The 13,472-nt window shown below is 61.3% G+C and carries 12 protein-coding genes; 6 read left to right on the top strand and 6 right to left on the bottom strand.

Annotated elements, in window-relative coordinates; genetic code table 11:
* Positions 1 to 39: 39 nt before the first annotated feature.
* The 5 genes from pckA to ACUXAC_RS23505 all read right to left on the bottom strand — a co-directional run bounded on the left by pckA (position 40) and on the right by ACUXAC_RS23505 (position 6,076).
* The gene (gene pckA / locus ACUXAC_RS23525) at positions 40 to 1,659 is read right to left on the bottom strand and encodes a phosphoenolpyruvate carboxykinase (ATP) (protein ID WP_015379308.1); all 1,620 of its coding nucleotides are present in this window, start codon (positions 1,657 to 1,659) and stop codon (positions 40 to 42) included.
* Between the two features lie 194 nt (positions 1,660 to 1,853).
* Positions 1,854 to 2,732, bottom strand: coding sequence for an Hsp33 family molecular chaperone HslO (hslO, locus tag ACUXAC_RS23520; RefSeq protein ID WP_015379307.1), 879 nt, complete (start codon positions 2,730 to 2,732; stop codon positions 1,854 to 1,856).
* A 25-nt stretch (positions 2,733 to 2,757) separates the two neighbouring features.
* The gene (gene hslR, locus ACUXAC_RS23515) at positions 2,758 to 3,165 is read right to left on the bottom strand and encodes a ribosome-associated heat shock protein Hsp15 (RefSeq protein WP_015379306.1); all 408 of its coding nucleotides are present in this window, start codon (positions 3,163 to 3,165) and stop codon (positions 2,758 to 2,760) included.
* Positions 3,162 to 3,842, bottom strand: coding sequence for a GMP/IMP nucleotidase (gene yrfG / locus ACUXAC_RS23510; protein ID WP_025304546.1), 681 nt, complete (start codon positions 3,840 to 3,842; stop codon positions 3,162 to 3,164). Before yrfG ends, hslR begins: the two co-directional genes overlap by 4 nt.
* 98 nt (positions 3,843 to 3,940) lie before the next feature.
* Positions 3,941 to 6,076 carry an intracellular growth attenuator family protein gene (locus ACUXAC_RS23505; RefSeq protein ID WP_070913841.1) on the bottom strand — a complete coding sequence of 712 codons (2,136 nt, stop codon included), beginning with the start codon at positions 6,074 to 6,076 and terminating at the stop codon, positions 3,941 to 3,943.
* A 445-nt stretch (positions 6,077 to 6,521) separates the two neighbouring features.
* On the opposite strand from ACUXAC_RS23505, the gene nudE reads away from it, so the two are divergent.
* Positions 6,522 to 7,076 carry an ADP compounds hydrolase NudE gene (gene nudE, locus ACUXAC_RS23500; protein WP_038878156.1) on the top strand — a complete coding sequence of 185 codons (555 nt, stop codon included), beginning with the start codon at positions 6,522 to 6,524 and terminating at the stop codon, positions 7,074 to 7,076.
* 51 nt (positions 7,077 to 7,127) lie between these two features.
* Here nudE and mrcA read toward each other — a convergent pair whose 3' ends face one another.
* Positions 7,128 to 9,686: a peptidoglycan glycosyltransferase/peptidoglycan DD-transpeptidase MrcA gene (mrcA, locus tag ACUXAC_RS23495; RefSeq protein WP_047729686.1), complete on the bottom strand. Its 2,559-nt coding sequence runs from the start codon at positions 9,684 to 9,686 to the stop codon at positions 7,128 to 7,130.
* Positions 9,687 to 9,807: 121 nt separating this feature from the next.
* Between mrcA and pilM the strand changes: the two genes are divergently transcribed.
* Genes pilM through hofQ form a run of 5 tightly spaced genes read left to right on the top strand, consistent with a single transcriptional unit; the run spans position 9,808 to position 13,263 of the window.
* The gene (gene pilM / locus ACUXAC_RS23490) at positions 9,808 to 10,641 is read left to right on the top strand and encodes a pilus assembly protein PilM (RefSeq protein WP_070913840.1); all 834 of its coding nucleotides are present in this window, start codon (positions 9,808 to 9,810) and stop codon (positions 10,639 to 10,641) included.
* Positions 10,641 to 11,180, top strand: coding sequence for a PilN domain-containing protein (locus tag ACUXAC_RS23485; RefSeq protein ID WP_203089136.1), 540 nt, complete (start codon positions 10,641 to 10,643; stop codon positions 11,178 to 11,180). The genes pilM and ACUXAC_RS23485 overlap by 1 nt, the downstream gene beginning before the upstream one ends.
* Entirely contained in the window at positions 11,173 to 11,667 is a 495-nt protein-coding gene (locus ACUXAC_RS23480; RefSeq protein ID WP_060424523.1) for a hypothetical protein, read from the top strand. Before ACUXAC_RS23485 ends, ACUXAC_RS23480 begins: the two co-directional genes overlap by 8 nt.
* Positions 11,660 to 12,022: a HofP DNA utilization family protein gene (locus ACUXAC_RS23475; protein WP_048232072.1), complete on the top strand. Its 363-nt coding sequence runs from the start codon at positions 11,660 to 11,662 to the stop codon at positions 12,020 to 12,022. Before ACUXAC_RS23480 ends, ACUXAC_RS23475 begins: the two co-directional genes overlap by 8 nt.
* Positions 12,019 to 13,263: a DNA uptake porin HofQ gene (gene hofQ / locus ACUXAC_RS23470; protein ID WP_343181936.1), complete on the top strand. Its 1,245-nt coding sequence runs from the start codon at positions 12,019 to 12,021 to the stop codon at positions 13,261 to 13,263. The genes ACUXAC_RS23475 and hofQ overlap by 4 nt, the downstream gene beginning before the upstream one ends.
* The last annotated feature ends 209 nt before the right edge of the window (positions 13,264 to 13,472 follow it).

Raw genomic sequence — 13,472 nt, 5'->3', positions numbered from 1 at the left:
CGGGATCCGCGCCTTAGCTGAAGAGGTAACGCTACCGAATTACAGCTTAGGGCCGGCGCTGACCAGCGCGGCGCCCGCAGGCGTGTCGGTGTATTTATCGAAGTTGGTGATGAAGCGCTCGGCCAGATCCTGCGCTTTTTCCTGCCACTGCTCGAGGCTGGCATAGGTATTGCGCGGATCGAGGATCTCCGGGTTCACGCCCGGCAGCGCGGTCGGCATCGCCAGATCGAAGATCGGCAGGGTAACGGTTTCCGCCTTGTCGATTTCACCGCTCAGGATGGCGTCAATGATGCCGCGCGTATCTTTGATCGAGATGCGCTTGCCGGTACCGTTCCAGCCGGTGTTGACCAGGTAAGCCTGGGCGCCGGCGGCCTGCATGCGTTTCACCAGCACTTCGGCGTACTGCGTCGGGTGCAGCGACAGGAATGCGGCGCCGAAGCAGGCGGAGAAGGTTGGCGTCGGTTCGGTTACGCCGCGCTCGGTGCCGGCCAGCTTGGCGGTGAAGCCGGACAGGAAGTGGTACTGAGTCTGGTTGGCGGTCAGACGCGATACCGGCGGCAGCACGCCGAAGGCATCGGCGGTCAGGAAGATCACCTTGGTGGCGTGACCCGCCTTGGACACCGGCTTGACGATGTTCTGGATATGGTAGATCGGGTAAGAAACGCGGGTGTTCTCGGTTTTCGAACCGTCGTTGAAGTCGATGCTGCCGTCGGCCAGCACGGTGACGTTTTCCAGCAGCGCGTCGCGTTTGATGGCGTGATAGATGTCCGGCTCGGCTTCTTCAGACAGCTTGATGGTCTTGGCGTAGCAGCCGCCTTCGAAGTTGAACACGCCGTCGTCGTCCCAGCCGTGCTCGTCATCGCCGATCAGCTGACGCTTCGGATCGGTGGAGAGGGTGGTCTTGCCGGTACCGGACAGGCCGAAGAACACCGCCACGTCGCCTTTCTCGCCCACGTTGGCCGAGCAGTGCATCGAGGCGATGCCTTTCAGCGGCAGCAGGTAGTTCATCATCGAGAACATGCCTTTCTTCATTTCGCCGCCGTACCAGGTGCCGCCGATCAACTGCATGCGCTCGGTCAGGTTGAAAGCGACGAAGTTCTCCGAGTTCAGGCCTTGCTGCTGCCAGTTCGGGTTGGTGCATTTGGCGCCGTTCATCACCACGAAGTCCGGCTCGAAGTCAGCCAGTTCTTCATCGCTCGGGCGGATGAACATGTTTTTCACGAAGTGCGCCTGCCAGGCCACCTCGGTGATGAAGCGCACTTTCAGGCGCGAGTCGGCGTTGGCGCCGCAGAAGGTATCCACCACGAACAGGCGTTTGCCGGACAGTTGTTCGGTGACCAGGTGTTTCAGATCGGCCCACACTTCCGGGCTGAGGGGTTTGTTGTCGTTTTTGCCTTTGCCCTGATCGGCCCACCACACGGTATCGCGGGTGATGTCGTCGCGGACGATGTATTTGTCTTTCGGCGAGCGGCCGGTGAAGATGCCGGTATCGACGGAGACGGCACCCAGCTTGGTGACTACCCCACGCTCAAAACCTTCCAGAGATGGGTCTGTTTCTTCCTTAAACAGCAGTTCATAGCTCGGGTTGTGAACGATTTCGCTAACGTCGTGAATGCCGTAAGCGGCCAGATCCTGAGGGGTTATACCTTTAACGCGCATGTTACTACTCCTTGGTCACAGAATTTCTGGCGGCAATTGTAGGGATCTAACGGTGCGTAACCGCGATGGGTATCAAATATTTAACGTTTTAGGCGGTATTTCGTTACGATCTGAGAGATAGCACACGGAAAAAAGCAAACGTGCAAACGGCGGGCGTTGGCGGGCGCCGAGCGCGCCCGCCAAGAGGGTGTGACTTAGTGCAACTGGTCGCTTTCGCCGGTGTTACCCGCATACAAAGCGGCAACATCAACCGGGTCAAAGACATAGTGGCTGCCACAGTAGTCGCAGTGCATGTCGATATTGCCGTCCTGCTCCAGCATGTCCGCCACTTCGTCGGTCGGCAGGGTCAGCAGCGCGTCGGCGCAACGCTGGCGCGAACAGGTGCAACGGAACTGCACGTCCTGCGGTTCGTACAGGGTGACCTCTTCCTGGTGATACAGGCGGTACAACACTTCGTTGGCCGGCAGGCCGAACAGCTCTTCGCTTTTTACCGTGTTGGTCAGTTGCACCAGATGATCGAAATCATCGAGGTTGCCGTCCTGCGCCGGCAGCACCTGCAGCAGCATACCGGCCGCCGCGGCGTTGCCTTCCGCTTCGCCGGTGCGGATGAACAGGCGGGTTGGCAGCTGCTCGGACTGGCGGAAGTAGGCTTCCAGGCATTCGGCCAGGGTTTCACCTTCCAGACCGACTACGCCCTGATAGCGCTCGCCTTCCGTCGGCGAAATGGTGATGACCATGACGCCGTTGCCGATCATCTGATGCAAGGTGCTGTCGTCGGCGATAGGCGCCTGGGTGCGCGCAACGCCGCGCATCTCCTGACGGTTGTTGCCGTTGATCACCGCCAGCTTCAGCGGGCCGTCGCCTTGCAGCTGCACGGTGATGTCGCCGTCGAACTTCAGGGTCGCGGTCAGCAGACTGGTGGCGACCAGCAGTTCGCCCAGCAGCTTCTGTACCGGCGCCGGGTAGTCGTGGTTGTTCAGGATCTGCTGATAGGTTTCGCTGACGGTAACCAGCTCGCCGCGCACCGCGTAGTTTTCAAACAGGTAACGGTGCAATTGGTCATGGTTGGACATAATCTTCTCTCATTGCGGTGAGGGGTTATTCCGGCTCACCAAATTTAAATTTCATCAGGTCTCGCCGCTCCTTTTTGTCCGGACGACGGTCCGGATGCGGCATGGTCAACGCGTTCATCTTGCGCGCCAGCGCCATCTTTTCGCGGTTGGCGATGCTGGCTTCGGTTTCCTGATACATTTGCTGCGCCTCGCCGGCGCCGCGGCGTTGGCTGGTCAGCGCCAGCACGATCACCGTACGTTCTTCGTTGCCTTGCCGCAGCTTGAGCTCGGCGTTGAGTTCGACAATCTTGCTCGGCTTGCCGCGCTGGCCGTTGTAATGCACCTTGCCGCCGTCGATCATTTCGCGTGCCAGCGCACGGGTCTTATAGAAGCGAGCGGCCCAGAGCCACTTATCCAGCCGTACCGCGTCGTCGCGCGTCGCTTTTTCCTTCATGCTTCCCCCTTGGCCAGCGCCGGTATCAGCAGGCGGTAGTCACGCATCGACGGATGGCGCTGGAAGCTTTTCTCCGCCGTACTGGAGTCCGGGTTTTGCACGCCCAGGCAGTAACGAATGCCGAAAGTGCGCGCCGCGTCGAGGATCGGCTCGCCGTCGTCGACGAACAGCGTGCGCTGCGGATTGAATCCGGTGTGCTGTTGCACCGCCTGCCACAGACGCTGATCTTCTTTCGGATAACCAAATGTGTGGGTGGAAAACAATAAATCAAGGTGCCGATCGAGGCCGGTATGCTCGATTTTCACCGCCAGGCTGTGCGGATGGGCGTTGGTCAGCAAAATGGTTTGCAGACCGGCGTCGCGCAGCGCCCGTAAAAACGGCTCGGTGTCTTCGCGCAGCCGGGCGCGGCTGCCGACTTCGCTGGTCATGCGGTAGATATCCAGATCCAACCGCTCGCTCCAGTAATCGAAGCAATACCAGTTCATGGTGTGCTGCACCGCCTGATACTCCCGCTCAATGATATGACGGGCTTCGTCGAAAGGAATGGCGCGCCTTTCGCTCAGCGCCTGCGGCACCAGGCTGAGCCAAAAGTGGCTGTCGAACTCCAGATCCAGCAAGGTGCCGTCCATATCCAGCAGCACGGTATCGATCTGCGGCCAATCAAACTCGGGAACCATAAAAACTCCACGGGCGGACCGACGGGCGGTCCGCAGATGAGAATAATAGCGTTAGCGTAGCATAAGCAGATGACAGGGCGGAGGCCCCGGCGTCAGGTTCAGGCCATCGGCCGCATCGACATCGGATTGAGCTGCGGATTGAAGCAGCTGTCGTAGTAACGCTGGATATCGGCGACGCGGTGCTGATTGATGCGCCGACGCTGCACCAGCCGCCAGGCGTTATAGCCCAGGCTGATGACGACCGCCAGCAACAGCAGACTGGTACCGAGGTAGCGCCACAGGGTGATCATGTCCGGTTCGCTGTGCAGCGCCACATGACGGGTGCCGTTGGCGTCGACGCTGAGGCTGGTGATCACGCCCTGTGCCTGGAAGGGGGTGTGCAGCAGCAGAGTGGAAAGGCGCTGCAACTCATTCCACTGGTCGAGGGCGTTGTATTCGCTCTGCGGCGCCGACGGCTGCGGATGGCTGACCAGCTGGCGGCCTTCGTCGCTGCTGATCAGGAAACCGCCCGGCGGCGGGCTGTTGAGCGCTGCGGCTGCCAAACGCGTTTCATTGAAGATGAACGACGATGTGGCCACTTTGGTCAGGCTTTCCAGCGACTCGGCGCTCACCGGGCGCAGCAGGACGTTGACGCCTTGCAGCGCGCCGGACCTGGCGCGTTTCACCAGACCGCTCCAGTTTTTGGCGTTGCCCAGGTTGACCAGGGCGTTCTTCAACCGCACACAGTCGCTTTCTGCCTGGCACAAATCCTGTGTTTTCAAAACGATATCAGAGAAGTCGTCCAACAGGATCATGCCGGATTTCTCGATGGCGCTGGCCAACTGAGGGTTGACCTTCTGATCGGCGCCGCTCGGATGCAGCTGGCTGTTGACCGTGGCCAGCAGGGCCGTCGCTTTGTCTATGACTTCCGATTCCGGCTGCGGCAGTGGGGCGGCGTTGTTCCAGTAGATGCCGGAACAGTCGAACGGCGCAAAATTGACGGCGCTGCCCCCATTGGCCGGCGGGGGCACATAGCACATGCCGCTGCCGCGCACTTTCAGCGTGTCGCCGATGCGCAGCGGCGTGGCTTCCAGCGCCTGAACGCTGGTCACTTCCACTTTTTGCGCACCCTGCAGCCAGGCCATGCTGAGGGTCAGCGGCAGGTTGAGCGGGATATAGATCAGCAGCAACAGCAGCACCAGCGCCGAGCTGGCGACCAGCACCGCGTTGCGGCCCCACTGCTGCAGCGGGAAGTTTTTCACTTCGTCATGCAGCGAGAGGAAGCGCCCCTGGCGCACCACCTGCCGATTGAGGTAGACGTCCACATCGGTGGTCTTGCCCAGGTCCTGCGTCAGGTAAGGCTGCCAATGCGGCGGGTAGATAAGATCGATGATGCCGAGTGAAATGTTGCTGATCTGCCCCTGGCCGGATTCGCCGAACAGGCCCCAGCGCTTCGGCGTACCGCGCAGACAGTGGATCTCTTTCAGCTCGCGTGACGCCGGACGGCGGAACAGGTTCCAGCATCCCCAGGCGATCATCAGCACCGCCACGAAAATCATCCAGGGGATCACCAGCACCGGGCTTATCAGGCTGAAGAACAGCAGCAGCAGCGCGGCGGAGATGATGACGGCTTCACGGATGCCGTTCGGCCGGTTCAGCGCATGCTCTTCCGGCGTTTCCTTGCGAATATTGACCAGCTCGACATGCTCGCTCTCTTCCTTGCGGATAGAGGCGTTTTTGGTCGGCGCGGCGCTCACCACCGGCGGTTGCGGCCGGTCGTGAATATGATCTTTCAGCGAGTGCCCGTTGAGCGAAATCACCAGCGGCAGCGTCTGGGTACGGATCACTTCCACATGGTTGTCGGCGGTGATATAGGGTTCCCAAAACGGCGGCAGGTGCACCTCTTCGGCATCGAGATAATAGCGCCATTTATTGGGATCGTCGCTGGCCAGCCCATAGCGGGTGATGGCGTGCGTGACGGGATAAACGTTATCGCTTTGCGGGGTGAGCGCCAGTTTGGCTGCGGGCAAGGTTGCGCCACCGCCGGGCAACAGCTTGTTGCTCAGCTTGTTTTGCTGATTGAGATAGAACTCGACCGCAGCACGCTCTTCGTCGGTCAGCTTGCGGTGGGCAGGTTTGATAAACGGCAGCGCGTGCGCCAGCGCCGACGGGTTGCGCGCCTTGAACCACAGGTACAGGCCGGCGGCAATCAGGCAGACAAGCACTAAGGCCAATATCAACACTATTGTGCTCATGCAATCCCCATCTCACACCCGTGAATTTCGCCAACCTGATGAAAAGGTGAATATTATACGGAGTAAACCGCCAGGAGGCACCCAGAACTAATGAGGGAACAAACAGATTCTCGCTCTGGATCTCATTCCTTCATGACGCAAGGCCATTTTATCACTGATTCTTGCCTGCGTGATACTAGCAACCGGCCTCTGCCGTCGATATCGGTATTATCCTATTTTCATGCGTGCTGTTTGCTGAATCAGTACGGAAAATCGCCCGCCGCTGGCTACGCTTGTTAAAAGAAAGTAAATTACTGCTCATGCTCGTTGCGGCGGAGCTTACCCTTAACGCACAATGTGATCAGGATCGAATTTGGTCAGCGTTTGAGCGCCAACAAGCCGTGCGTTACGCCAATCATTATTTCGGTTGCCCCGTCCGCGCCTGGGTAACCTCTTTGAGGCAATCATGGATAAACACCTGCAAAAACCTAAAATTCTGAAAGTGGAAACCGTCGCGCGTTCGCGTTTGTTCAACGTCGAGTCGGTCGATTTGGAATTCAGCAACGGTGTGCGGCGGGTGTATGAGCGCATGCGTCCTTCGGATCGCGAAGCGGTGATGATCGTGCCGGTGATTGGTGATGACCTGCTGCTGATCCGCGAATATGCGGTAGGCACCGAATCCTATGAGCTGGGGTTCCCGAAAGGGCTGATCGATCCCGGTGAGGGGGTGCTGGAGGCCGCCAACCGCGAGCTGATGGAAGAGGTGGGATACGGCGCGAAGCGCTTCGATTTTCTCAGCAAGCTGACGATGGCGCCCTCTTACTTTTCCAGCAAAATGAATATCGTGCTGGCGCACGATCTCTATCCGCAGAGCCTGGAAGGGGATGAGCCGGAGCCCCTGCCGCAGGTGCGTTGGCCGATCGCCGACATGATGGCGCTGCTGGCGGAACCGGATTTTCGTGAGGCGCGCAACGTCAGCGCGCTGTTCCTCTCAGAGGCATTTTTGCGCGCTTCGCGCTGATACGCTTCGCGCCAAACAAAAAAAGGGCCAGATTTCTCTGGCCCTTTTCGATCAGAACAGCTCGTGGCTTTCACCGCCCGGATCGGTCAACGTGGTGCCGGTATCGCGCGATGGGTAGTCCGTCGGCTGAGTGCCTTCGATGAAGTACTCGGAACGGCTACCGCCGCCACCGCCAGAGAGCTTGCCGCTGCTCTTGTCGATGGTGACGCTGATGATGCCCGGCGGCGGCGTGACTTTCTGCTCCGGGATGCCTTCCAGCGCGGTCTTCATGAAGTCGTCCCACGCCGGCTGGGCGCTCTTGGCTCCGCCTTCACCGCCGGAAATCTGATCCGGGATGGCGCCGGATACCGTCGAACGGCCCAGGTCGCGGCGGTGATCGTCGAAACCGATCCACACCGACGTCACGGTATCCGGGCCATAGCCGGAGAACCAGGCGTCTTTGGAACTGTTGGTGGTACCGGTTTTGCCGCCGATGTCATGACGCTTCAGATCGCGCCCGGCGCGCCAGGCCGTGCCCATCCAACCCGGTTCACCGAAGATGTTGCTGTTCAGCGCGTCGTGGATGAGGAAGGCCAGCGGCGTGCTGATCACGTGCGGCGCATACTGTTGGTCGCCGTCCTGCTGCACCTGAGCCGGGGTAACCTGCTCCAGCTGCGGCATCGGCACCGTGCTGTTGCTGCCTTCCTGCGAGGTGGCGACGTTTTCGATGTTGTCGTCGGACAGCACCGCCGAACGGTGGGTGTCGCCGTAGATCACCGGCAGGTTGCAGCTGCTGCACACCACTTTCGGTTTGGCTTCGAACACCGTATTGCCGTTGTCGTCTTCAATTTTGGTGATGAAGTACGGGTCAACCAGGTAACCGCCGTTCGCCAGCACCGCGTAGCCGCGTACCAGCTGCATCGGGGTGAAGGAGGCGGAGCCCAGCGCCAGCGATTCGGTATGCACGATGTTCTGCGCCGGGAAGCCGAAGCGCTGCAGATATTCCGCCGCGTAGTCGACGCCCATCGCACGCATCGCGCGTACCATCACCACGTTCTTCGATTGCCCCAGCCCCTGCCGCAGGCGAATCGGGCCGTCGTAGGTCGGCGGCGAGTTCTTCGGCCGCCAGTCGGTGCCGGCGCCGGCATCCCAACGGGTAATCGGCAAGTCGTTCAGAATGGTGGCCAGCGTCAGGCCTTTATCCATCGCGGCAGTGTACAGGAACGGTTTGATGTTCGACCCTACCTGGCGCAGAGCCTGCGTGACGCGGTTGAACTTGCTCTGGTTGAAATCGAAGCCGCCAACCAGCGCTTTCACCGCGCCGTCGTTCGGGTTGATCGAGACCAGCGCCGAGTTGACGTCCGGCACCTGCGACAGCCACCAGGCCTCGTTCACTTTACGCACCCACACCTGCTGGCCGGCCTGCACCACGTCGGTGACGCGTTTCGGCGTTGGGCCTTGCTGCGTGTCTGAACGGTATGGGCGCGCCCAGCGCATGGTCGCCATCGGCAGGGCAATGCTGCTGCCGTCGGCCAGCATCGCCGTCGCTTCCTGCGGGTTGGCGGCGGTGATCACCGCCGGCGCCAGCGGGCCGTAGTTCGGCAGGTTTTTCAGCGAATCAACAATCTGTTTGCGATCCCAGGCCGCTTCGCCGACTTTCCACAACACGTTGGACGGGCCGCGGTAGCCGTGGCGCATGTCATAGGCCAGCACGTTGTTGCGTACCGACTCCTGCGCCGCCAGCTGCAGCCGCTTGGTGACGGTGGTGTAAACCTTGTAACCGTCGGTATAGGCATTTTCACCGTAGCGCTTGATCATCTCCTGACGCACCATCTCGGAGAGATACGGCGCGGAGAAGCTGATTTCCGGTGCATGGTAGTTGGCGACCAGATCTTCGGCGCGCGCCTGATCGTACTGCGCCTGCGTGATGTAGTGTTCGTCCAGCATGCGCGACAGCACCACGTTGCGACGGGCAACGGCGCGATCGTGCGAATAGAGCGGGTTGAAGGTGGACGGCGCTTTCGGCAGGCCGGCGATGGTCGCCATTTCGCTCAGGGTCAGCTGGCTGACGTCTTTGCCGAAATAGACCTGCGCGGCGGCGCCCACGCCGTAGGCGCGGTAACCCAGATAGATCTTGTTCAGATATAGCTCAAGGATTTCATCCTTGGTGAGCATCTGCTCGATGCGCACAGCCAGGAAGGCTTCCTTGATTTTACGCATCAGGGTGCGTTCCGGGCTTAAGAAGAAGTTACGCGCCAGCTGTTGGGTAATGGTACTGGCCCCCTGCGAAGCGTGGCCGGAGACCAGCGCGATGGAGGCGGCGCGGAAGATGCCGACCGGATCGACGCCGTGGTGATCGTAGAAGCGGCTGTCTTCGGTGGCGATGAATGCGTGCACCATCACCGGTGGAATTTGATCCAGCTTCAGCGGAATGCGGCGCTTCTCGCCGTATTGGGCGATCAGTTCGCCATCGGCGCTGTAAACCTGCATCGGTATTTGCAGCCGCACATCTTTCAGCGTTGCGACGTCGGGCAGCTGTGGCTCGACATATTTGTACAAGCCGAAAATCGAGGCTGCTCCCAGCACGATGCAACATACTGCAAGGATTAGTAAATACTTTACGAACTTCACCTGAGATTTCCCATTTCTAAGTCATTTGGGCAGTTTATAAACAACCGCGCGGTAGTATAAAGGCAAGCCTGCGACATGGATATGTTCTTTTATCATCTGATGTTATGGAGGCTTGCGAAACATGTTCCCTCAAGCATGGCAGGTGGGGCTGGATATACAAATCGACTGCGTGCGGGCGGTGGCGGCCCAACGCCGCCGCAACGGCTGGCAGTTGCGCCACTGGTGGCAGCAGGCGCTGCCGCAGGCAGTTTTACGCGACGGCTGCCTGGAACCTTCCGAATTCCTGATCCGGGCGCTGCGGCAATGGCGCGTCCAGCTGCCGCGACATATTTCCTTACGCATTGCCCTGCCGGCGCAGCGTGTGTTGCAGCAGCGTATGGCACGGCCTGATGCGCGGCTGCGCGAGCCGGAACGCAGCGACTATATCGGCGGCCACGGTTTGAAGCAGTTTCCGCTCGACGGCCAGACGCTGGCGCTCGACTATCGCGCCGCACCGGGGGATGAGGCGGCGCTGCTGTTGACCGCCGCGCGGCGGCAGGAACTGCAGCAGTGGCTGCTTTGTCTGCGTCAGGCTGGCCTGCATCCGCAGGCGGTCGATATCACCCCCTGCGCGCTGCGGATGATGGCGACGGCGGCAGGCGTGCCGCCCGCCGCGGGGCTGATGCATCGCCTCGAACGAGAATGGCTGTGGGTGGCGCCGGCCGATGGCGCCTTCGCCTTTGGTCTGGCGCCGGGCGACGATGGCGCCCAGGCGCTGCGGGCGCTGCAAGCCCAGACGCCGGCGGGCGACGAGCGGCCTGTCTATGCCGGCAGCGTGCTGGCGGGAGCCCTGCCCGCCGGCTGCCTGGCTTGGTCGCCGCTCAGCGCCTTCACGCAGCTGCGTCCGCCGTTGCCCGTGCATCCCTCGGCGTTCGCGTTGGCCGGTGGTCTGGCGCTGCGCGAGGAGGATCGTTGATGTATCAGGTCAACTTTCTGCCCTGGCGCCAGCGCCGCGATCGGCGACGCGCCTATTTCTGGCTGGGCGTGCTGCTGTTGCAGGTAACGGCGCTGCTGTTGGCTCTGTTCCTGGTCGCTGGCCAGCTGCGTCACCAACAGGCGCAGCGGCAGGCGCGGCTGGCGATGCTGGGTGAGGAGCTGGCGGCATTGACGTCGCTCGCCCGCCATCAGCAACAAGAGCGGGCGAAGCAAGCGATGCACAGTGCCCGCGCCGAACGGCAGGCAAATAACGCCCAACATAACCGGCGTTATTTGCAGCTGCTGCAGCAATTGTCCTCCAGCATTCCTCCGCCGCTGTGGCTCACGGCGTTGGACTGCAATGCGGCGAACGGCCTGCGGCTGCGTGGATTGAGCCGCTCTCCTGCGGCCATCACGCAGTTCGAACGGCGGCTGGCGGGGATACCTGCGTTGCCACGGCTGCATTTGGCGGAGATGGCGCAACGCGAAGACGGCCTGTACTCCTTTCATCTGGCGGCGCAGTGGGGGCGTGATGGATAGCCGTTTGTCCTCCGGGCTGCGCCTCTGGCTGAGCTTACCGGGCTGGCTATTGCTGCTGTCGCAAGGGTTGGGCATCGGCACGCTGGCGCTGTTGGGCGGCGGTTGGCTGCTGCAAGACGAATGGCGTCAGCGGGAAAATGCGGCGGAGCGGCAACAGCGCCTGCTGCAACAGATCGCTATGGTGCAGAGCCAGTTGGAAGAGACGCCGCAAACCATTATCCCGGCGGCGGTGCTTGCGCCGACCACCACCGGCGATTTGGCGAGCGTGCTGCAACGGGCGGGGGGCGCTTTGCTGCGCTGGCAGCGGCAGGAAAAACCGCTGCGGCAAACGCTGAGTTTGCGCATTGACTACGCCGGTTTGTTGGCGCTGCTGGAGGCGCTGCCCGCCGATTTGCGCCTCGAGCAGCTGAGCGTGGAGACGCCGCCCCTTGGCATGACGGCGCGGTTGGTTTTGCAGGATGCCACCGAGGAGCAGGCAGATGAGTAAAAGACCCGGCCGTGGGTGGTGGTGGCTGCTATGGCCGTGGGCCCTATGTGCTGAGCCGCGCGACCCGTTTGCGCCGCCTCCGCTGCCTGCTTGTGCCCAAACGGCGGCATCGCCGGCGGGCTGGCGACTGAAAGGCGTCATCGGGCAACCGACGCTGCGCTATGGCTGGGTGGTGACGCCGGCGGGGCAGTGGCTGCGCCTGCGGCCGCAGCAGCGGGTGCTGGCCGAGCGTTGGCAGGTGACGCAGGTGCAGGCGCGCAGCCTGACGTTAACGGCGCTGGCGGCCGAACCGGATTGCCCGGCGAGCCAGGGCGACATCTCGCTGATAATGGACAACAAGGATGGGAAACCATGAAAGGACGCGCTGGATTGGGCGTGGCGCTGTGGTGTCTGACGCTCGGCGCCGCACAGGCGCAGGATAAACAGGTTATTTCGCTGGAGTTTCAGGATGCGCCGGTCACGGTCATCCTGCAGGCGCTGGCGGATTATCGGCAGATGAACCTGATCGCCGCGCCCGGCGTGAGCGGCAACCTGACGCTGCGGCTGGAGAATGTGCCCTGGCCTCAGGCGCTGGCGCTGACCCTGCGCATGGGCAAATTGGCGATGACGCGTGAGGGTAACGTGATGCTGATTGCGCCGGAGCCGGACGCGCAGGAAAAAAGGCAGCAGCGAGAGGCGCTGGCGCAGCGGCAACCGCTGCACAGCCTGAGCCTGACGTTACAGAACGGCGATGCGGCGGAGATTGCCGAAAGCCTCAATGCCCAACGCGGCGCCTTGCTCAGCGAGCGGGGCAGCGTGCTGGCGGATAAGCGCACCAATACGCTGCTGCTGCGCGACACCGCGCCGATCCTGGCGCAGTTGAAAAAGCGGGTAACGGAAATGGACGCGCCGCTGGCACAGGTCCAGCTGGCGGCGCATATCGTGACCATCAACAGCGAAAGCCTGCGCGAACTCGGCGTGCGTTGGGGATTGGCGCCTGACGACAGGCCGGCGCAGCTGCTGCGGCCGGGCAATCTCGGCGTCAACCTGCCGCTGGAGCGCAGCGCGGTGAACGCCGGTTTCCATCTGGCGCGCATCAGCGGGCGTTTGCTGAGCCTCGAGCTGACGGCGCTGGAACAGGAGAATCAGGTGGAGATCATCGCCAGCCCGCGGCTGCTGACGGCCCACCTGCAAACAGCCAGCATCAAGCAGGGAACCGAGATCCCTTACGAAGTGTCAAGCGGCGCCAGCGGTGCGACCGCCATCGAGTTCAAAGAGGCGGTGCTGGGCATGGAGGTGACGCCGAAAGTGTTGCCGGACGGGCGCATCACGCTGACGTTGCACATCAGCCAAAATATGCCGGGGCGCGCCATCAGCCGAGGCGCGGGGGAAGCGCTGACCATCGATAAACAGGAGATTAAAACGCAGATCACGGTGAAAAACGGTGAAACCCTGGTGCTCGGCGGTATTTTTCAACGGCATAGCGGCAAGACGGCGGACAAGGTGCCGGGATTGGCGAATGCGCCGTTATTGGGAGGTTTGTTCCGACAAAGCGGCGCACAACAGAAAAAACGCGAGCTGGTGATCTTCATTACGCCGACCCTGATTAAGGGATAAGCGGCTACCTGTCAGCCGGACGGCAAATCTCCTAAAGTTGATGAGCAGATACACTTTTTTATCTCCTTGGGGGGATCTGCGTTTGACGCTGCGGCCGATTTAGCTTACAAGGGTTACCGAATTGAGCACCGAGGTTTTTTGTTAGCGTCAAGACGCCGTTAAAAACATATGGTTTCCCTCCCGCGGCGTGGATTGCGATTTATTCGGTT

The organism is Serratia sp. 121840015-1 (genome assembly GCF_053627655.1).
Note: the sequence above shows the minus strand (reverse complement) of the source record. Positions and strands in the feature narration are given on the sequence as shown.

Bases quoted from the DNA above. Each gene is read 5' to 3' on its own strand.
- pckA (WP_015379308.1), bottom strand. From the start codon at position 1,659: ATGCGCGTTAAAGGTATAACCCCTCAGGATCTGGCCGCTTACGGCATT.
- hslO (WP_015379307.1), bottom strand. From the start codon at position 2,732: ATGTCCAACCATGACCAATTGCACCGTTACCTGTTTGAAAACTACGCG.
- hslR (WP_015379306.1), bottom strand. From the start codon at position 3,165: ATGAAGGAAAAAGCGACGCGCGACGACGCGGTACGGCTGGATAAGTGG.
- yrfG (WP_025304546.1), bottom strand. From the start codon at position 3,842: ATGGTTCCCGAGTTTGATTGGCCGCAGATCGATACCGTGCTGCTGGAT.
- ACUXAC_RS23505 (WP_070913841.1), bottom strand. From the start codon at position 6,076: ATGAGCACAATAGTGTTGATATTGGCCTTAGTGCTTGTCTGCCTGATT.
- nudE (WP_038878156.1), top strand. From the start codon at position 6,522: ATGGATAAACACCTGCAAAAACCTAAAATTCTGAAAGTGGAAACCGTC.
- pilM (WP_070913840.1), top strand. From the start codon at position 9,808: ATGTTCCCTCAAGCATGGCAGGTGGGGCTGGATATACAAATCGACTGC.
- ACUXAC_RS23485 (WP_203089136.1), top strand. From the start codon at position 10,641: ATGTATCAGGTCAACTTTCTGCCCTGGCGCCAGCGCCGCGATCGGCGA.
- ACUXAC_RS23480 (WP_060424523.1), top strand. From the start codon at position 11,173: ATGGATAGCCGTTTGTCCTCCGGGCTGCGCCTCTGGCTGAGCTTACCG.
- ACUXAC_RS23475 (WP_048232072.1), top strand. From the start codon at position 11,660: ATGAGTAAAAGACCCGGCCGTGGGTGGTGGTGGCTGCTATGGCCGTGG.
- hofQ (WP_343181936.1), top strand. From the start codon at position 12,019: ATGAAAGGACGCGCTGGATTGGGCGTGGCGCTGTGGTGTCTGACGCTC.